25 protein-coding genes and 2 tRNA genes are annotated in these 17,365 nt (G+C 61.2%); 13 read left to right on the plus strand and 14 right to left on the minus strand.

Annotated features, from left to right (window positions below):
- Window position 1 precedes the first annotated feature (1 nt).
- Together rbsK and EN850_RS37830 are read left to right on the plus strand one after the other, a co-directional pair.
- Entirely contained in the window at window positions 2–931 is a 930-nt protein-coding gene (gene rbsK / locus EN850_RS02825) for a ribokinase (protein WP_136090562.1), read from the plus strand.
- A gap of 69 nt (window positions 932–1,000) precedes the next feature.
- Window positions 1,001–1,246: a hypothetical protein gene (locus tag EN850_RS37830; RefSeq protein WP_189590948.1), complete on the plus strand. Its 246-nt coding sequence runs from the start codon at window positions 1,001–1,003 to the stop codon at window positions 1,244–1,246.
- Window positions 1,247–1,895: 649 nt separating this feature from the next.
- On the opposite strand, the gene EN850_RS02835 is transcribed toward EN850_RS37830, so the two are convergent.
- Window positions 1,896–1,972, minus strand: a tRNA-Asp gene (locus tag EN850_RS02835).
- A gap of 217 nt (window positions 1,973–2,189) precedes the next feature.
- Between EN850_RS02835 and EN850_RS02840 the strand changes: the two genes are divergently transcribed.
- Window positions 2,190–2,265: transfer RNA gene (locus EN850_RS02840), tRNA-Val, on the plus strand.
- Window positions 2,266–2,385: 120 nt separating this feature from the next.
- Here EN850_RS02840 and EN850_RS02845 read toward each other — a convergent pair.
- The 7 genes from EN850_RS02845 to EN850_RS02875 all read right to left on the minus strand — a co-directional run bounded on the left by EN850_RS02845 (window position 2,386) and on the right by EN850_RS02875 (window position 6,951).
- Window positions 2,386–2,631: a DUF982 domain-containing protein gene (locus EN850_RS02845; protein ID WP_136090563.1), complete on the minus strand. Its 246-nt coding sequence runs from the start codon at window positions 2,629–2,631 to the stop codon at window positions 2,386–2,388.
- A 25-nt stretch (window positions 2,632–2,656) separates the two neighbouring features.
- Entirely contained in the window at window positions 2,657–2,839 is a 183-nt protein-coding gene (locus tag EN850_RS02850) for a hypothetical protein (RefSeq protein ID WP_136090564.1), read from the minus strand.
- Window positions 2,836–3,255, minus strand: a complete 420-nt coding sequence (locus tag EN850_RS02855; RefSeq protein ID WP_136090565.1) for a hypothetical protein — start codon at window positions 3,253–3,255, stop codon at window positions 2,836–2,838. Before EN850_RS02855 ends, EN850_RS02850 begins: the two co-directional genes overlap by 4 nt.
- Window positions 3,256–3,314: 59 nt before the next feature.
- Window positions 3,315–4,076 carry a metallophosphoesterase gene (locus EN850_RS02860; RefSeq protein WP_136090566.1) on the minus strand — a complete coding sequence of 254 codons (762 nt, stop codon included), beginning with the start codon at window positions 4,074–4,076 and terminating at the stop codon, window positions 3,315–3,317.
- Window positions 4,073–4,663 carry a metallophosphoesterase gene (locus EN850_RS02865; protein WP_136090567.1) on the minus strand — a complete coding sequence of 197 codons (591 nt, stop codon included), beginning with the start codon at window positions 4,661–4,663 and terminating at the stop codon, window positions 4,073–4,075. The genes EN850_RS02860 and EN850_RS02865 overlap by 4 nt, the downstream gene beginning before the upstream one ends.
- Before the next feature lie 168 nt (window positions 4,664–4,831).
- On the minus strand, window positions 4,832–5,353 hold the full coding sequence (locus EN850_RS02870; RefSeq protein ID WP_136090568.1) for a hypothetical protein: 522 nt from the start codon (window positions 5,351–5,353) through the stop codon (window positions 4,832–4,834).
- Entirely contained in the window at window positions 5,353–6,951 is a 1,599-nt protein-coding gene (locus tag EN850_RS02875; protein ID WP_136090569.1) for a RepB family plasmid replication initiator protein, read from the minus strand. The genes EN850_RS02870 and EN850_RS02875 overlap by 1 nt, the downstream gene beginning before the upstream one ends.
- A gap of 820 nt (window positions 6,952–7,771) precedes the next feature.
- Here EN850_RS02875 and EN850_RS36215 point away from each other — a divergent pair.
- Both EN850_RS36215 and EN850_RS02885 read left to right on the plus strand, forming a co-directional pair.
- Window positions 7,772–8,122 (plus strand): hypothetical protein, encoded by a 351-nt coding sequence (locus tag EN850_RS36215; RefSeq protein WP_136090570.1) that lies wholly within the window; start codon window positions 7,772–7,774, stop codon window positions 8,120–8,122.
- A gap of 76 nt (window positions 8,123–8,198) precedes the next feature.
- On the plus strand, window positions 8,199–8,558 hold the full coding sequence (locus EN850_RS02885; RefSeq protein WP_136090571.1) for a hypothetical protein: 360 nt from the start codon (window positions 8,199–8,201) through the stop codon (window positions 8,556–8,558).
- Window positions 8,559–8,913: 355 nt separating this feature from the next.
- Here EN850_RS02885 and EN850_RS02890 read toward each other — a convergent pair whose 3' ends face one another.
- On the minus strand, window positions 8,914–9,321 hold the full coding sequence (locus EN850_RS02890; protein WP_246689135.1) for a hypothetical protein: 408 nt from the start codon (window positions 9,319–9,321) through the stop codon (window positions 8,914–8,916).
- A 149-nt stretch (window positions 9,322–9,470) separates the two neighbouring features.
- On the opposite strand from EN850_RS02890, the gene EN850_RS36220 reads away from it, so the two are divergent.
- Genes EN850_RS36220 through EN850_RS02905 form a run of 4 tightly spaced genes read left to right on the plus strand, consistent with a single transcriptional unit; the run spans window position 9,471 to window position 10,568 of the window.
- The gene (locus EN850_RS36220; RefSeq protein WP_189590959.1) at window positions 9,471–9,809 is read left to right on the plus strand and encodes a hypothetical protein; all 339 of its coding nucleotides are present in this window, start codon (window positions 9,471–9,473) and stop codon (window positions 9,807–9,809) included.
- The gene (locus EN850_RS36225; RefSeq protein WP_189590961.1) at window positions 9,809–10,063 is read left to right on the plus strand and encodes an XRE family transcriptional regulator; all 255 of its coding nucleotides are present in this window, start codon (window positions 9,809–9,811) and stop codon (window positions 10,061–10,063) included. The genes EN850_RS36220 and EN850_RS36225 overlap by 1 nt, the downstream gene beginning before the upstream one ends.
- Window positions 10,060–10,287 (plus strand): hypothetical protein, encoded by a 228-nt coding sequence (locus EN850_RS02900; RefSeq protein ID WP_189590963.1) that lies wholly within the window; start codon window positions 10,060–10,062, stop codon window positions 10,285–10,287. The genes EN850_RS36225 and EN850_RS02900 overlap by 4 nt, the downstream gene beginning before the upstream one ends.
- Window positions 10,287–10,568: a hypothetical protein gene (locus EN850_RS02905; protein ID WP_136090574.1), complete on the plus strand. Its 282-nt coding sequence runs from the start codon at window positions 10,287–10,289 to the stop codon at window positions 10,566–10,568. Before EN850_RS02900 ends, EN850_RS02905 begins: the two co-directional genes overlap by 1 nt.
- A gap of 112 nt (window positions 10,569–10,680) precedes the next feature.
- Here the strand turns inward: EN850_RS02905 and EN850_RS02910 are convergent, their stop codons facing one another.
- Window positions 10,681–11,400: a hypothetical protein gene (locus tag EN850_RS02910; protein ID WP_136090575.1), complete on the minus strand. Its 720-nt coding sequence runs from the start codon at window positions 11,398–11,400 to the stop codon at window positions 10,681–10,683.
- Window positions 11,401–11,504: 104 nt separating this feature from the next.
- Entirely contained in the window at window positions 11,505–12,059 is a 555-nt protein-coding gene (locus EN850_RS02915) for a hypothetical protein (protein ID WP_136090576.1), read from the minus strand.
- 158 nt (window positions 12,060–12,217) lie between these two features.
- On the opposite strand from EN850_RS02915, the gene EN850_RS02920 reads away from it, so the two are divergent.
- On the plus strand, window positions 12,218–12,667 hold the full coding sequence (locus EN850_RS02920; protein ID WP_136090577.1) for a hypothetical protein: 450 nt from the start codon (window positions 12,218–12,220) through the stop codon (window positions 12,665–12,667).
- Here EN850_RS02920 and EN850_RS02925 read toward each other — a convergent pair.
- Window positions 12,664–13,302, minus strand: coding sequence for a hypothetical protein (locus tag EN850_RS02925; protein WP_136090578.1), 639 nt, complete (start codon window positions 13,300–13,302; stop codon window positions 12,664–12,666). The two genes, EN850_RS02920 and EN850_RS02925, sit on opposite strands and share 4 nt — an antisense overlap.
- Window positions 13,299–13,661: a hypothetical protein gene (locus tag EN850_RS02930; RefSeq protein ID WP_136090579.1), complete on the minus strand. Its 363-nt coding sequence runs from the start codon at window positions 13,659–13,661 to the stop codon at window positions 13,299–13,301. The genes EN850_RS02925 and EN850_RS02930 overlap by 4 nt, the downstream gene beginning before the upstream one ends.
- A 145-nt stretch (window positions 13,662–13,806) precedes the next feature.
- Here EN850_RS02930 and EN850_RS02935 point away from each other — a divergent pair, with 145 nt between their 5' ends.
- Window positions 13,807–14,028, plus strand: a complete 222-nt coding sequence (locus EN850_RS02935; protein ID WP_136090580.1) for a hypothetical protein — start codon at window positions 13,807–13,809, stop codon at window positions 14,026–14,028.
- Window positions 14,029–14,221: 193 nt separating this feature from the next.
- Here EN850_RS02935 and EN850_RS02940 read toward each other — a convergent pair whose 3' ends face one another.
- Window positions 14,222–14,707 carry a hypothetical protein gene (locus EN850_RS02940; protein WP_136090581.1) on the minus strand — a complete coding sequence of 162 codons (486 nt, stop codon included), beginning with the start codon at window positions 14,705–14,707 and terminating at the stop codon, window positions 14,222–14,224.
- Between the two features lie 198 nt (window positions 14,708–14,905).
- Here EN850_RS02940 and EN850_RS37670 point away from each other — a divergent pair, with 198 nt between their 5' ends.
- Both EN850_RS37670 and EN850_RS37675 read left to right on the plus strand, forming a co-directional pair.
- Window positions 14,906–16,093 (plus strand): hypothetical protein, encoded by a 1,188-nt coding sequence (locus EN850_RS37670; protein WP_136090582.1) that lies wholly within the window; start codon window positions 14,906–14,908, stop codon window positions 16,091–16,093.
- A 43-nt stretch (window positions 16,094–16,136) separates the two neighbouring features.
- Complete coding sequence (locus tag EN850_RS37675; RefSeq protein ID WP_136090583.1) at window positions 16,137–17,363, plus strand: hypothetical protein; 1,227 nt, start codon at window positions 16,137–16,139, stop codon at window positions 17,361–17,363.
- Window positions 17,364–17,365: the final 2 nt, after the last annotated feature.

Here is a 17,365-nt window from a genome sequence, read left to right on the forward strand (position 1 = left end):
CATGGCCTCGGGCAAACCGATCGTCATCCTCGGTGTCTTCGTCGCCGATACGGCCTACAGGGCGCAGCGCCAGCCGCGCATGGGCGAAACGAACCTCGGCAACTCCTTCAAGCTGGGACCAGGCGGCAAGGGGTCGAACCAGGCGGTGGCGGCCGGCAGGTTGGGGGCCGACGTCACGTTCCTGACCCGGCTCGGGGTCGATGCCTTCGCCGACATGGCCAAGCGGACCTGGAAGGATGCCGGCGTGAAGAGCGCCGCCATCGATACGCCGGACAGCTATACCGGTGCCGCCTACATCTTCGTCGAGGAGGGAAGCGGCAACAACGCCATCATCGTCAGTCCCGGCGCCGCCATGCTGATCACGCCGGACGATATCGAAGCCAATGCCGAGCTGATCCGTGGTGCCGGTGTTTTCGTCACGCAGCTCGAACAGCCGATCGACGCCGCGCTGCGGGCGCTGGAGATCGCGCGCGGGGCAGGGGTGACGACCATTCTCAATCCGGCACCGGCGGCAAAGCTTCCCGACCGCGTCTACACGCTCTGCGACTATCTAACACCGAACGAGACCGAAACCGAGGAATTGACCGGGCTGAAAGTCTCCTCGGTCGATGAAGCGCGCGCCGCCGCCGGCAAGCTGCTGGAAAAGGGCGTTGGCACAGTCATCGTCACGCTCGGCGACAAGGGGGCGCTCCTGCACACGAAGGATCGCTCCGAGCATGTTTCCGCCATCAGCGCGGGGCCTGTGGTTGAGACGACGGGAGCTGGCGATGCGTTCAATGGCGGCCTTGCCGCGGCACTTTCGCGCGGCGTGGAGCCTCTGGAGGCGGTACGCTTCGCCTGCGCCGTTGCCGGCATTTCCGTGACCCGTCCAGGCACCGCACCGTCTATGCCGACAGTGCAGGAGGTCGAGGCGCTGCTGGCCAAGAGCTGAGGCAATTGCACGGGGCTCGCAGGCCACCCCCGGAGGCCGGACTGTTCGGCCTCCGATGTCTCGTGTTCGATGGGCGTTGAGAAGCTACTGCTTGATATAGCAACGCTTCCCGGCATCGGGAGCGGGATCGCCGAAAGATTCATTGTCGCATTCGACGCCATCCCGGAACACGTCCTGCGTGAACCGGCCGCGCGCGCCATACCTGACCACCTTGCGGCCATAGAAATCGCAGAATTCGCCTTCGTCGGCGCAGGCCACCCATCTCTCGCGGCGAGGCTCATCGTAACCGCCATCGGCTTCGCCACGACCGCGTAACACGATATAGCACGTCTTTTCGTGGCCGGGCGCAGGGTCGCCAAAAACGCGAGTTGAGCAGGGGACCGCGTCACGGTCGATAAAGCGCGATGTAGTGCGGCCCCCGTCACCAAAAACCACTTCAGCCGGAAATGGCAGTCGGCAAATGCCGCCCTCCCTTGCGCATCGCTGAAGCCGAGCAGCCGAAGCAGTGGCGGGAAAGATGGTGGAAGCAACCATTGTAAGGCCAGCAAGGCTTATGGCCGTGAACACCGTGCTCATCGAGGTGGTTGAGGCGATAGACACTGTAAGTCCTCCCGGGTCGTTCAGGCTGTATGGTTATGGTAGCCGGATTATCTCAGGCCAGGATATTTCAGAGGTGAATCAAGCGTTTTTTTAGGCGGAAGCGCAAGCCCCAAGCGGTTTGCCTGGCGCAAACGTCAGGCCAAGGGAGATATCTGTCAACGCAGGAGCCGAAACAAGCCGGCAGCCGACGTTCCGAGCTGACAGGAGACAAATCTCATCCGGCACCACGATCATGGCCGCAAGCCCATGCATGGCAGATCGAACCCAGATTTGAAAGGTTCTGGATCACATCCGCATACATGCATCTTTGACAGACAACGTCGACATTTCTACTAAGCCAAGGGTTTGTGTCCCTTGAGAGAAATGGCGCGAGTGACGGGGCTCGAACCCGCGACCTCCGGCGTGACAGGCCGGCACTCTAACCAACTGAGCTACACCCGCGCATTGACGAGCACGTGTCAGCCGTGTTCGTCGTTGGGGCGCTGGATAAGGGGTTCGCTACCGGGTGTCAAGCGCACCAAACCATCATAACGCCAAACAGGAGAAGGTTTTTTGACAGCCGGCATTTTGTTCGCAAATCCGGCCTGCGAACAGGGCGCCTCGCGCTCATTTGGCCTTGCGAAGCAAGTCCCGACCGCTTAAAGGTCCGGCCCGGAGCGGGCGATTAGCTCAGTTGGTAGAGCGCTTCGTTTACACCGAAGATGTCGGCGGTTCGAGCCCGTCATCGCCCACCATAGATTTCAAGCACTTAGCCGGAATGCAGTCCGTCACCGCCACGAAAACCGCCACGAAAACGTTTGTTGACGTGGCGGCTCCAAACCCAGGAAATGCGCGGTTTCCGTTCGTGACGGGCCTCATGGATTCTCCCTCAGGATGCCTTCTTCTTTGGCAGCCAGCCGGAAGCATCTGCGGACCTCCTGAGGGGTCGCTTGGTCAGCGAGCGCCGCCATGCAGGCTCTCACCGCGAGATCCCATTTCGGCCCCCGCTTGGTGAACGTCAGGAGGCGCTCGGAGGCACCTTCGATGTGATTGATGCCGGCGGTCATCCCGGGCTTGGTGTCTTTGATGTAAACCGGGGGTGAAAACCAGTGCAGCGCCATGGGGGGGAACATCCGGCATTTGGGATCAAGAAGAAAGGCTGCCGCTGTCGATTAGAATGCCGAGCGCTCGCAGGATCCTGATCCCCGTCCACAACCGCGGGCCGGCCGTCGAGCGGGCGATCAGCAGCCTTCCGACAGCCTCGGGCGGAGGCACGATGTCGGGGAACGCCTTCTCGGCGAAGAGGGCGAGTTCCTCAGCCCCTGTCACTCCGATCCCTCATCGGCCGGCGGCACTGGCACGCCGCCGTCGGCATGTTTGTCGCACCGAGTGATCAGCCAGCCACCATCCTGGACACGGAGAACGCCGGGTCTGCCGCAGACTTCGCAAGAGATAGCGGCGCTGGCTTCGGCGGCGCTGCAGGCGGCGTGAATCTGCGCCTCAGCGGAGGCCGTTACCCGTTTACTGAGACGGTAGTAAACACGCAGGCCGCCGAGCTTCTCCTTGACCTGCAGCAACATGAAATCGCCCTCTCGCCCTGCCGGGATCGCCTGCCTGACGGTGCCGAAGATGGCCTCCAGGATAGGGAACCAGCCGACGTCGCACTCGAATGGCTTGGTGACCAGATCGGGAAATTCCGCTCGGATCGCTTCGTGTTTCCGCTGGTGTTCCGTCTCCGCCGCCATCTTCAAATCTCCATCCCCCGGTGCGGTTGTAAAGTTTTCGCAAAAAGTTTACAGCGCACTCAAATCTCGACGATTAGGCCCGGGTCGAACGCCGAATTTTCGTTGTAGTAGCCCTTCGGATTGCAGACGATCCGCGTCTCTCCAACCGTGTAATCGAAGCAGTCATGGACATGGCCGTGGACCCATAGCCGCGGCCGGCCTGCTTCAATGACCTCCGAGAGGTCCGATGCGAACGCCGCGTTCAGGCCCGACCGCAAGAAGCGCGGATGGATCGACCCCGGGTGCGGCGCGTGATGGGTGACGACCACGGTCGGGTCGTCGAGCAGCGCCAGCGACCGCTCCAGATATCCGCGGCTCCGCTCGTGCAGCCGGAGCGCGTCCCGCGGCGTGAACTTCTCGTATTCGGGCAACCTTCGCCAAGCGATGGCCCCCCTGTAATCGTTGATCTGGCCTTCGGCGACCGCCATGGCCCAGTCCCGGTTCGGCCCGTCAGCCAAGAAATCGGTCCACAGCGTGCAGCCGATGAACCGGACCCCGCCGATGACGACGGCCTCGTTCTCGAGGAAATGCACGTCGGGATATTCCTCTGCCGCGACCCGGCCCCACTCAGTTCCTTCGAGGACGGTGTGCCCGTAATATTCGTGATTCCCCGCGACGCAGACGACGGGCATGGACGGGGCGATCGTGCGGCCTAGCCAGTGGATGCTGTTCGCCAAGCCCGTCGTCACATCCCCGGCGACGACGGCGACGTCGGCATCGGGGATGTCGAGATGCTTGTCCTCGAATTCGAGGTGCAGGTCGCTGATGATCCAGAGGTTCATAGCGACTGAATCCCCCTCGCGTTGTCGTCGAGCAGTTCCTGGTCCGTGATCATCCGCGACGTCAGCTGCTTGAACGTTCGCGGGCTGTAGCCCGTGTCCGGGCAGTCCACGCCGACGTCGCGGGAGCGGCCGAGGCCGGGTAGCCCGCCGTGGCAGTGGCCGTAAAGATGGTAAGCGCCCTTGCGAATGCCGGGCCACGTCCGCATGGCGTAGTGGCACAGCACGAGACGCTGGCCCTCGTCCGTCGTCTCAACCAGCGCGGCCGGCGGCTCGTCCCAAGCGAGACCAGCGATGACCGGATGAACCTTGTTGGCTTTGCCGTAGTCATGGTTGCCGAGGACAAGGCGCTTGCGACCCATGAGGCGCGCGAAGATGCTCCGCACGCGGTCTCCGTCATGTAGGCCGAAGCTGAAGTCGCCGAGGTGGTAGACGAGATCGTCCGGACGGACGACGGCGTTCCAGTTGCGGATCAGTGTCTCGTCCATCTCGCGGGCGTCGGCGAAAGGCCGGGCGCAGGCCGTCTCGGACAGCATCAGCTGATGGCCGAAATGGGTGTCGGCGGTGTAGTATTTGGTTGTGTAAGCCATGATGGATTCCTCTCGAAACGATAGCGGCGACGAACGCCCCCGGTGGGGGCGCGGCGGTCAGCGGGCTATTCGTGTCGAGGGCCTCATGGTCTGAACTCCTGTCTGCCAATTACCGTAGAGGCAGAGATCTAAGATTTTGCGATCGATACCGGGCTCGGGGCAGCGACGTCAAGCATCGTCACCCTCGAACTCCGGGCGGTCTCGGTCCTGCCAGTGCCGGACGGCAGCCTTCAGGATATGGTCCTCGACCTCCTCCTTGTAGGATTCGTATTGCGGCAACGGCACTCCGGCATGCGCAAGGACTCCTTCGCAGGTTTCCCGAAGCCGTTCTGGCCGGCCGCTTGCCAAGGCGACCGCCGGGGACTTCCACCAGCCTGGCAGCTTCGGGTTCGCCGCGAAGGCCCGCAGCACTTCCGTCAGCAGGCCACCGACAGCTTCGTCAGCGCGGGCGACCTGAGGCCAGCGGTCGGCAAGCTGGCCGACGAGGTGCTTCTCGACGAAGGCCACCATCAGATGCCCTGGAATGTTTGACCACTGGATGCGGTCGTTGAGTTCCAGCCTGAACGCCTCAGCCTCGGCTCGGGCCTCCGCGCCGAGCATGAAGCGCAGCGCAGGCTGGACGGCGGCGGGCATGGACGGAAGCAGCGGACCGTCGGACGGGCGGATGCGGTTGCGTTCCCATTTTGCCATCAGAGGTACTCCTCGATGCCGTCGAAGTGGCGGCCGAAAGATTTCAGGATGCCTTCGAGATCAGCCTCGGATACCGGGAACTTTCCCAGCTCCCAGGTGTCGCACCGTCCGGCTTCCATGAACCGCAGGGTCAGCATGACCGAACGGCTCCCGGTGAACCTGAGCTTCTGGATATGGGAACCGACGAGCGCGTCGACGTTGATCGCCGTGAGTGCGGGATCGACCGTGAAAACGATCTCCCTGCAGTCGGCGAAGGTGGTGATCGATGTCGCCGCGGCTGACCGTGCCACATCCTCGCTTTGGTCGTTGATGAACGCAGGAGCCTGGCGCTTGCGTTTGCCGAACCCGATGCGCTGCTGCCGGGCCTCGTCGGCCTCGCGCTCGATAGCCGTGTAGCCCGGCTGCCCCTGTTTGGCGGCGAGGTCTGGAACGTCGGCTTCCTCGGATACAAACCCCCATGCCGCATAGTCAGCGTCCCTTGAGCGGATCGCGTCGAGCAGCCTGGACCCCCGGAACTTCCGCGTGTGGTAGCCGTCGGACAGGGCGACCCCTGAGATGGCTTCGTTCAAGGCGATCAGCCAGAAATCCGCGATGCCGCGGTTCGTCATCACGAGGCGACGACCGAACTTCGTCGCGGCCCGGCGCCAAGTCCGGGACTCGACCCGGTAGCCGATGATGTCCTTGTTGCCGACGCGGACCGTGCTGTCGGAAGGCTTGAAGAACATCGGCACGCTGTGACGGGGCGGCGGGGCGAGATGCAGCACGAACTCAACCCGGGCCAGCGGATTGCCGCGCCCGCCCGGCTCGTGAGGGACGTATTCAAGCCGGAAGGCGCGGACATCGGCGAAGTCGGATTCGACCTTGTCCAGGAACCGGGCCCTCAGCTTGCCGACGTGGACCTTGCCGTTGGCTTCCTTGGGGAAACCAATCCATTCGGCAACCTCGTCGGGCGTGCCGGAGACGGTGATGGTGTTGTCGTCGCCGGGAACCCACTTCTGCTTCGCGGCCCGGAGCGCCAGCTGCTTGTAGAGGCGGGACGAGAACTTCGACCGCATCTTTGGCAACGCGGCCAGTTCGATATAGGCGTATTCCCGTTGGTTGCGCATCAGCACGCGCAGCGGCTCGGGAAGCCTGTAACGGATGATGTCGGAACCGGGAGCGACCTCGATCCAGCCTTCCAAAAGCTGGACGTCCTCGAACCGCCGCTCCGATGACCGGCCGTAGGATACCGTCGTCCGCTTGAGCCGCGCCAGCGACAGCCTGATGTCGGAACGTTCGACCCGGCTGCCGAGACACCGCACGGCCTCCGACATGTCAAACGAATGTGGCTCTGCGGACATCAGGCTGTCCTCGTCGTATGCCCGGGAGATCAGCATCTGATGCAGGCTCTCGTCATCGGCCGTCAGGTCGTCGAGGCCGATGACGACTACGCCTTCAAGCATCTCGGACGGCCTCGGAGATTCCGGGGCGATGACCTGCAGCTGCTTTTTCGAGGAGAAGGCCTTGTTTAGGTCTCCGCGTGTTTCCGGCTGGAAGAGCCCATCCATGGTCTTTTGGCTGACCCGGTACCCGACCGGAATTTTCGGTTGATGAAGCATTCGTTCCCCCTGTGCTCCATCAGATGTTTTGTCGGGGCCAAGCCCGCGTCAAGGGTTTCGTCCTATTTATTTCGGCTTATTTTGACAGATGAGACGAAATGATTTCGTCAACCATGCTGTTTTCGATGGGACGAAATAGCTAAAACCCTTGTGGAGCAAGGTTTCGTCTCATATGCGTACAGCATTGGATGCGACGGATTCATGGATTTTTCGTCCCATCGTTCGCCAAGGGGTGGGCGAAATCGCGGAAACCGGGACGAAGAGAATCCAATTGTTGACATGACTTGCGGAAACCGGGACGAAATGATTGTTGACGAAGGCTGACAAAGCCTGGGGAAATCGGAGTTTTCGGGATGCCGGATTCCGACGATACTAGCAGAGGGTTTGCGGGGGTGTCATTTTTGTCCTCCGGAGCATTAGGATTCGAACAGTCCGCTCTGAAGGCTCCAGGGCCTGAACGTAGCGGCTCCCCGCGAGGCATTGAGTCAACGTGCGCCTCCGGCCTGAAAGTAAGAAGAGCCGTGCCGCTTCGCGGATTTGGGGGGTTAGGCCGAGCAGGAGGGAAGGGCAGTGCCAGTCCTGCCACCGCCGCCAAGGATTCGAATCTGGATATGGCCGGGTTCCCGAAACCCATGGCCGTAGGCTCCAGGGCTCCCATCAGAGGTCGGCCGGCTCTGCACTAAGGTCTCCGACAACCCATGCCGAATGGCAGTTTGCGAAGCCTTGCCGGGCGTTTCCGCACTTTCATGATTTACGCGTAAATCACTGTTGTTTCGTGCAGCCGTCCGGATCAGCATGGATCATGGACAGGGGAACGAACATGCAGGACGTCGACGCGCTCTACGGACTTCTCACAAAACGGCCTCGCCGCAGGACGATACGGGAGGCTGCTCCTGATGACCGCCGCGCTTACCTGGCCGAAGCTGCGCGGAAGCACCGCAAACGGCAGCGGGAGGCCAAGAAACGGGGGTCGCCGGAGCCGACTGCTCCCATGGTCCGTGCCGCGCTTGCCGATGCGGCGCTGATGCTGCTGGCGACGGACGGGCCGGGGTCGGAGGAAATCCGGAACTGGCTCGGGAAAGCCTTCGCCGGCCGCGTCGGAGTTCCCGGCACGGTGACGGCAAAGGCAAGGTCGGGACGACTGAAGCCGAAGCTTCTCAAATTGAGTTGAGTTTGTCGCTTGCGTGGCCGCAGGCGAGATTGCGTCTCGTAGAGCGCGGCTCGTAGAGACGGGAAGGACGTGGGGAATGCCGAGGGCGGAGAATCTGACACCAGCGGGCCTGGCGAAAGCGAAGCGCATGGCAAAATACCGTGCGTGGCTCAAGAAACACGGCCGTCCGGAGGCTTCAAAGGTCGACATCGCCTTGGCCGCGTCGGCAGCGGCCTACGCCGATACCGTCAACCTAAGTCCTGCCGGGTCCGGCGATTTCCGCACGGCGCTGACGGCGATCATCCGAGGAACGGTCGACATCCTGGTCAAACGCGGATGCACCCGCGAGGAAGCCGTCCACACGGTCCGCTGGCGGGTGTCCAGAGAGAGCCGGAAGGACCTCGGGGAACTCGTCTCCGCCTCCCGTATGCCGAAGCGGCTGGGTGTTTCTCCATGACGCTCGTTGCCGCCTTCCCCCCGTTACTCCGCGATCTGGAATCAAAAAACGCGAAATGCTCGTAGATACAGGGGGACGATGGAAAAAAAATTCAGTCCGGGACGACCCGAGCGCTTTCGTCGAGGAATTCAATTCCACGCCGGAAGCCGCGTTAGGCAATCCGGAAAACCCTGCGCCCCGAACCCGTCACGCTCTCCGACCTTGTGAAACACCTGTGCATCAGCGATCGGAAGCTGGACTGCTGTTTTCCGACGGGACGTTCAGGTGCAGCCGGGATAAGATCGACATCGACGTTCCCCCGATGCCGAACCTGAATCCCTGCGCGAGGTGTCCGCCGATTAAGCTCGCCGTCGTCTCAGCCCTGGCGGTAGGTCGAATGCCCGGTCTCGCCGCGAGGGTGCTCCTTGGCCCATGCGACGACCTCCTCGGTCGGGACGACTAGCCGCTTCTGGCCCGTCGGCTCGTAGCAGTTCTTTCCGGACTTCGCGTAGAAGTCGCCGAATCCTTCAACGTTGATGCGGCCGCTTTTCCTGCGGAGATCGAATGTCGTCAGCGCGTATGTCAGAATGCCGCCATGCGTCGTCCGGACGGCCGCTGCAGATCCCTCCGGCTCGTTCCGGTAGTAGGTCTCGATGTCCTTCTCCGTCTGGTCTACGCAGGGCGACAGCGGCATATTCCGGCGGTGTTCGTCGAGCGCCTTCTTCACTTCGTCAGGGATACGCCTGAGGCGCGGCAACGGCAGTTTCATCTCGTCATCCGTCATGTGATTCCCGATTCCCGCGACCGTACACGAAGCGGGGCTCCGTCGCGCTCCCTGTTGCCGTAAAGCCTTCGGCAGCGCGGCCCTTTTCGCTTTCGGCCGGCGGCCCCACGATCTGTGAGGGAACGGTCGAATGGCACTGGGGGGAACACATGGACAAATCCGTAGACGAAGAGCCGCACGTCGTCCTGATCCACTGGGGCTTGATGCAGCAGAACATGATCGGCTTCCGCCTCGTCGGCGTTCACGCCGCCACGGGCATTCCGCGCGTCACCAGTCCGATCGTCGAGTTCGAGACGCTGACGATGACGGCCAAAACCGAATCCGGCCGCATCTACAGGCTGCACGGCCCCGCCGACCAGGACACCACCGTCAAGGCTATCCACGCGCACATCCGGCGATGGGGCCTGACAGTCCGCGATGTCGCGCTTGCCGACGTTTCCGACCTCGCGCTGGCGCTGCCGCAGAATCCGCAGGGGAGATGGCACTGATGTCCGGCAACATTTTCCGCGATCTCGGCTTGCCGAACGCCGACGTCCTGCTGGCGAAATCGGAACTCGGGCTGGGTATCCGCGATCTGATCAGCGAGAAAGGCCTCAGCGTCGAGGATGCTGCCGTCATAGCCGGGATGGAGCCGGCCGCGCTGCTCGGGGCCTTGGAGCGGCCGCACAGGTCGGGGTTGAGCATCGAGAGGTTCGACAAGATTTATGAGGCGCTGATTGAGGTGCCGGAGAGGAAGCCATGATCGGCCTGCTTTCAGAACTCCGCGCAACCACCGTGCTGTCGATCCTCGACACGATCCGGCAGCGCGGCCTGTCCGTCGAGTCCGCCGCCGAGATCGCCGACGTCGATGTCGGCGTGATGCGCGCGCTGGTCGAGAGACGGGATTTCAGGATGCTGGATGTCCATGCCCTGGGGCGGATCATGGAGGCGCTTGAGGCGGCGCCGGAAAGCGGGAGGAAGCTATGATGGAATACACGGACAGAACGCAACGGACGCGGAACTGCAGCTTGAATGGAAGCGCCTGCAGAGGCATCATTGCCGACGAGGCGAAGGATCGCCGGAAGCGCCGGATCGATGACGAGTGGCCTGTCTATCACAGGCTTCCGTGGTCCATCGGTTTCCTCGAGAAGGACGGCCAAGGCGGCTTCGACGTCGACCCCAACCGTCGGGAAAACCTGTGGGGCGAGTGGGTCGATCTCGCCGGCCAGATCATTGAGGCCGACAAGGCTGCGCGGGAGAAGCTGTGATGGTCATGCCAGCAAAACTACCGCCGTTCGCTAGCCAATACTGAAGAGGTCCTCGTCCTTGCTGGATAGCCGCTGGAAGGCGATGGATTTCAGTACCAAGGGTGCGCCATGGTCATAGATCATCGCAAATACGCGGTGGTCTCCCGGGATAAAAGACGCGCTCCGACTCTTCTTGGAACAGGAGCGAGCTCATGTTCATTTTAAGACGAGGCCTTCTAGGAAGTCCCGCCAATTCGTCAGCGAGCGCCTTCATCCTCTCCAGCGGCAGGGAAACGCTGGCGTGAAGAATGTCCTCGTCGGGCGAGTCGTCGTCGGGGTCTCTTCGTGAGAGCTCCCGCCAGGATTCACCTAGGATTGAGAGCGACCCAATCCGGTCGTCGTTGCTGCTATGAAGCGATACCTGTATTCGGTTGAACGATTTCGCGTAATCCTTATCGAAGCTCCTGCCTTGATAGTTTGGGTCGTTTTCTACTGCGAAGGAGACGATGGTGCTTCCGGCGAACCCATCCATGCTCGCCCACCCGGTCAGCGTCATGCCCTCGGGAGCCGGCTCCGCATGTATGGCTTTGAGATGACGATCACCGAAAGTTTTCTTCTCTTCCTTGTCTAGTGAATCCCATCCGCTTTCGGTCATCTTTGCCGACAGCGTTTTGAACGCTTCATCGTCGTCAATGTATTTGTCGGTGCTACTGAAGGCGGACCACCTTTCGAACCGATAGTCATCCATCTTCAGGTACAGAGATTGCCATGCGCGACAGTATCTTTCAGGTTTCGACGGACCTCCGCGCTGAATCTCGTCTGGATGCAGCCACCTTGCTCGTTCTTCCGGCATCTACTCCCCCAAGTCTGAGTTCCCATCGCGGCCAAATCCATAGCGTCCATGCCAGGATTCGGAAATCATCTGTCTGACGCACTGAGCGGGCCGCCGGCGGAAGGCTAGCGCGGCGGTATAGTGTCGTCAGTGAGCCAGGTCTGTTTGGGGATCGCTTCCAAGCCCGGGTAATCGAGCACCACCAGGCGGCCGATGGTCCTGCGGATGGACACGAACACACGTTCCTGCATGCCCATCGAGGTTAGGCCCGGTTCCTTGCACAGCGCGCCTTCAACATAGACGCGGGTTCCTGGCAACACCTCGTTCTCGACGAGATCATACAGCCGATCGTCATCCACGCTGACAGCGTGACGGGTAACGTCGGCGGAAACGAAGGCGGGTACCCACGTCGCCATTTCAAAACTCACGTTGATGAAGCCACTGCGCTTGACGGTGGCGGGCTTGGTGACGATGCCAATTAGCGTCATCTTGTTCACTGACCCGGCCATGGCCGCCTCTGCGGCTCGCTCGAAGTCGAGTTTCTTCCGCTGCTCCGGCGACAGGCGGCGGCTATTCGTTGACCTTCCGCTGGGAGGCGGCCAGTCGTCCCCGCGGGAATACGCCTCGACGATCTCGACTGCGTCTGCGCCTGCCCCGAAAGTTCTCTCGAAGTCACCCATGCCATCCTCCCCGCGTTGCTCTCTTGTAGGGGCATGCACCCGATGCCTCAAGTCTAGATTCATGACGCGAGCGTCCAGAAGTCTTTCGCCGAAACAATTGTTTCTCGCTTCGCAGCGCCAAAACGAGGTAAGCCTCGTGAAGGTTTAGGAGGGGCTTGATGGCTGTTTGCCCTGAACGGCCGAAGTCTGTACAGCGAACCGAAGCAGGGACCACCGCCGTGATCATAAGAATGCTAGCTGTCGCGGCCATGGTAGCCATATCAACCCCGTCGCTGGCGCAGCAGCGGCTCGAGTGCACGTTGTTCGGGGAGGACTATCCGGTAGATCGGTATCCGGACGGCCAGCACAAGACATGGTGGATCGACGGCGACAGGCTGAACCAGGGCGCGAAAGGCTCAGTTCGGATGACGGTCCCCGGCTTGGCGTTCAAGAAAATCCTGAAGAGAGATGCTGACATGATCGTAGCCGAGTGGGGCCACGAGATATCGAAGGGGGCGAGCTATCGCTTCGTCGTCGATCTCCGGTCGGGCGAGACGAAGGAAACGACCTTCGCCGACCACCAGATCATCGAAAACGTTGGCATCTGCAAGCTTGAAGGCGAAGTCTAGGTCGCCTTCTCGACTTTGGCTGCCTTCTTTTTCTTCAGCGAGTTCGCGACCATCTTCTTTATGCTCGTGTCGGCGTTTTTCCGGCGCACGTCCTCCACCGTGTATGCCGCGTCGAGAACCCCGCGAGGATCCCAGCGGCTGTAGTCCTTCGGCTCCAGTCCGTAGCGGCGGCGGAGATCGGCGGCCAGGTCGAGAGCATAGAGGCCGACATGACCGTACTGGAACCTGCGCTCGTCCCACACCTCGTCCCAATTCGGTGGCCCCGAATGCTCGGCGTACGCGACGATGGTGCTGTCGGCTGCGGCGATCTCGTTCGGCAGCGTCAGGATGCGATACATGAGGGCGGCATCGACCGTCCTCCAGTCGAGGTCGTCCGGGAAAGAGATCGACGGAGCGTCCACCTGCGGGGTCAGTTCGTCGTCGACGTATAGGCCCTGATCGTTGACCACATCTACGCACTGCAGCACGAACGGGTCCAGCATGCAGACGACCCGTGTGGCGACGTAGGTGCCGTGTCTGTCGCGCTCTTCCTGCGTGTCCTTCGCGACCGTCATCCGGTGCCCGACGTAGGTCACAAGCACGGTGCCGATCGTCGTCGCGACGGCCGTCAACAGGACCAGTTGCCAGTCTGTCATGGCTCATCCCTTGTCTTTGTGCCCAGCCTCAACCTGAGCACGGCGTAAGCGAGCATCCCTGCGACAATGCCGAGGGCGGCGAACTCAACGCCAGTTTCCAGCGACCACATGACAGCGCGGAATGGTATCCTCCAGGACGTCGCGGCTGCTGCTGGCGACGAGAAGGCCGCAACCAGCCAAGTTCCTGCCGCAGCCACGAAGAGCGCGATTCCCGCTGCAAGGACGAAGCCCGAGGCTCCGCGCACGAACCCTGGCCGCATCCGCTGCGCGAGATGGCCGGACGCGACGACGCTCACGAGTCCGACCGCGACGTTGAACGCGAAGAAGTTAGACGTCATCGTGGCTTCGAAGGCTTCCATGCGGATCCCCTCCCGATTATTTTGCCGGCGGGACCCTTGTAGCAGGCGCGTCCTTCTCAGACCATGGAGCAGGCAATGCGAAAGGGAGCGCGAAGAGTGGGTGTCAGCCGCAACGTCGTCCGCGGAATCGGACTCCCGAACGTGGATGTCCTTATCGTCAAAGCCGATGCCGTCGCCAACATCGCTACCAGCCCTTGTAAACGCGCGCGGTCTGTCCATCGCCGAGGCTGCCGAACTGGCGGGCATCGAGGCGGAGACGCTGCTTGGGATCGTCGCGCATGGGCGCGTGGACGGGATCTCGTTGGAGCGGCTGGACAGGGTTGTGGAGGCGCTGGAAGCGGCGCCGGGGGACGGGAGGAAGCCGTGATGGTGTACCGCAGGGATTTCCGGCTTCCATCAGGAGAGGTCATGACTCAGTTATCCACCGGCGTTGGGATGATCCACCCTGGCGGACGGTGTCGAACCACTACTCAGTTGGTCCCACGCTGGCGCTAGCAAACCGCAGATCGGTGAAGTTCACGTATCCCCAAACGTCGACATATAGCGCCAAACCTTTCTTGCTACGGCAGCACAATCCGACTGTCGAACGTCGAAAAGCAATTGCCACCCTCTTGGGGAAAGCGTGCGGTGCTCGAAATCTTGATGGGCGTCCCGGGTTTCATTCGGAAATGCGTCTGCGCATCGTCCGTGTCTCCATCGCCAGAGCGAGGAAGATAAAGCGCCTTGGTGCCATCGTCCGGCCCTACGGTCGCGAACCACGGAGTTTGGAGATTGAACTTGGCAGTCGCACCATCGACCCCGGTAAACGTTATCTGAGCGGTCGGTTCGTGTTCGAACTGATAGCTTGTGGTCAACAAGAAGCTGCTCACCTCGATCACTTTGCCTTCGATTCGATAATCGACGTGTACCCCGATGCGGCCAGAGGCGTTTAAGCCCATCCCTTCGCAGGGCACGAAGTTTGTGTCGACCCAGCTTTCCTGCTTCTCGGAGGCTTCTGAGCGAGGTGGCGAGCCCATGATTGCCAACGCAAACACAATTGCTCTCAACCATTCGATCCACCGAGATCGACTCCCAGGGCGAGACCTTTGACGCATGCGTTACCTCCTTCCATCCCGCAAGGGATTGAGGATCCAAGTTTTCGTAGTGGTCAATCATCAGCAAGTAATGATGAAAACACACATTGTACGCACCATAGCTCAATGCCTGACTTTTCCTATTGATATTTTAGCAGATTGGGATCAACAATGAAAAGGCGCTGGGGGGGCGGGTTGATGCGATTGTCAAGGTGTGTGATTGCGCTTTTGTTCATCGCAACATTGCCGCCAATAGCGAGCGCCGAAGACAAAACCTACGAACACTGGGCCGACAAGGTCACGCTCGGAAGCGACAGCTGCAGTAACTCGGGGACAGCCGGCATCGTCGTGGATGGCCCGGTCACAGTGACGTTGAACGGTGGACAATACAAGGTTAGCTGTAATGAGGTAATCTTCAAAATCGGCAGCCGGCTAGTGTTCGACGGACCGGTCGATTTTCAGATCGGAGAGCTGTCGGGCCCCTTGGCGATTTTCGCGGCACCTTCCGCACCGCAGCACGATTCGGATCCTATGCCTGAACCGCCGACTCGCGGCGCGAAGAAACGATCCGCTAATGGCAGGGATGCGCCTCGCGCACCCCTCTTTCCTTTTCAACGGTTCCCAGTGGCTTCCCGAATTGGTTCCACTGGCAAACCTGGAACGGCCGGACTCGAAGGCACCCCAGGCAGGAAAGGCGCCATCGGCTCCAAGGGCTCCAAGGGGCCAACCGTGATGCTGCATCTCAACAAGATCAATGCTGGCAGCTCCGTCTACGTCGAAGCCACCGGACAGCAAGGAGAGTTGGGCCATCCCGGTCAACTCGGCGGGCGCGCTGGCGTAGGGGGCGATGGTGGCCGTGGTGGGAAGGGGGCCGACGGAACCTACCGATTTGTGCCCGGTAGTGGCGGAGATGGCGGTCGAGGCGGCAACGGCGGCGTTGGCGGGTTAGGCGGCCATGGTGGTTCGGGGGGGGCAGGAGGCCCGGGCGGAGATATTCTTGTTTCCTTTACTGACCAAAGTTTTGTGTCGACCTCACAAGTGCCGATCAAACTTGTGAGTGAGGGCGGGTTGGGTGGGCTGGGTGGCGACGGTGGTCTAGGGGGCAACGGAGCGATGGGAGGCACTGGCGGTCACCCAGGTATCGGCGGCTCGGCCGAAAGAGCGGCAAGGGGCGTCATCAATGGCAAGCCAGGTGCCGCCGGTGCCGATGGACGTCACGGAACCACTGGGAGGAGGGGTGCGAGCGGTCGAGTCGGGGCCAAAGGAGATATAGGCCTTGTCCTCCAAGGAGAGGGGAATCTCGACATTCAAAGCATGCTTGACGGATTGCGCCTGACAAAAGAAGGTCTAAAAAATTAAGTAACGCGTAAGCACAGAAAGAAAAATCGGGAGGAATACGACGATGCGCAGTTATCTCTCTCATTTGTCGGTGGTACTCGGATCAACAGTCGCCGTCATGTTAACACTGGCAGACCGACCGGCTGCTTCGGCTGATCTTACGTGGTCTGGCAATGTTGAAGTAGATTATATTAATTGTGAGAAAAAGAATATTGGAAAGATTATTATTAGCGGTGAAGTTACCTTGGTTCACCCGCGGGACAAAGATCCATTTGGGGATGTTAAAAAGATATCGATCTTCTGTCCACTCCTCCAATTCGAGAAGGATAGCTCGCTGAGTTCCATAAGCATTCTGGATATTCGAATTAGCGATACGACTTCCGGCCCCGTCGTTATCACCAACACACGTGGCGCCACCCGGGGAAAAGACGGTGGCAATCCACCTTATACCGGAAACAATCCAGCTGAAGATATCTGGGTAAAGCGTGTAGGTGCTGATGGCGGCAAAGGCGGCTCCGGAGGCGACGGTCGAGACGGTAGCGGATGCGCCCTAATTAATGATCACGATTCGGACCCCGGCGGGCCAGGAGGGACTGGGCAGGGGGGGCAGCAGGGAGGTGACTTGAAGGTGGCGGGCGGGGAGCCGGGACAGAACGGGGTTTCTGCCGCCGACGTGATCCTGATCTCAACGAAATTTGCCAAAGGCACGACCATTGATATTACCGCAAATGGCGGCGATGGCGGCAATGGTGGGATGGGTGGCCGTGGGGCCGATGGCGGCCGTGGTGGCCAAGGTGGCTACGGCGGTCATGGTGGTGACGCCAGTAGTTGTCACACAGCTTCTCGAGGAGGCGACGGGGGCACTGGCGGAAAAGGCGGTGACGGTGGAAACGGCGGTGCTGGCGGCGACGGTGGCAATGGTGGCAATGGCGCAACGGTGACTGTCCTCAAGGAAGACGGCGGACCCGTCCCGCCGCTCGTTGCAACCTTCAATGGCGGCCGAGGAGGAAGGGGCGGACTGGGAGGGGAGCCAGGGGCAGGCGGACCGGGTGGCGAAGGCGGTATATTCGGGTGGGGCGGGGGCAGTCACAAGGGGCTGATCCCTGGCATCGAAGATCACGGCCAAGCCGGTACAGGCAACAATGGCGCGAACGGCGATCCTGGCAAACCCGGCCAGGCGGGGCCGCTTGGTCACAATGGCGACGACGGCTCGCTGGGCCATCTGGGAAAAGGCCTGAGCGGCAGCGTCACCAAAGACCAGCTAAAAGATCTTCTTCCGGCAATGAATTAGGA

It is taken from the genome of Mesorhizobium sp. M8A.F.Ca.ET.207.01.1.1 (assembly GCF_004794715.1).
Classification (GTDB): Bacteria; Pseudomonadota; Alphaproteobacteria; order Rhizobiales; family Rhizobiaceae; genus Mesorhizobium.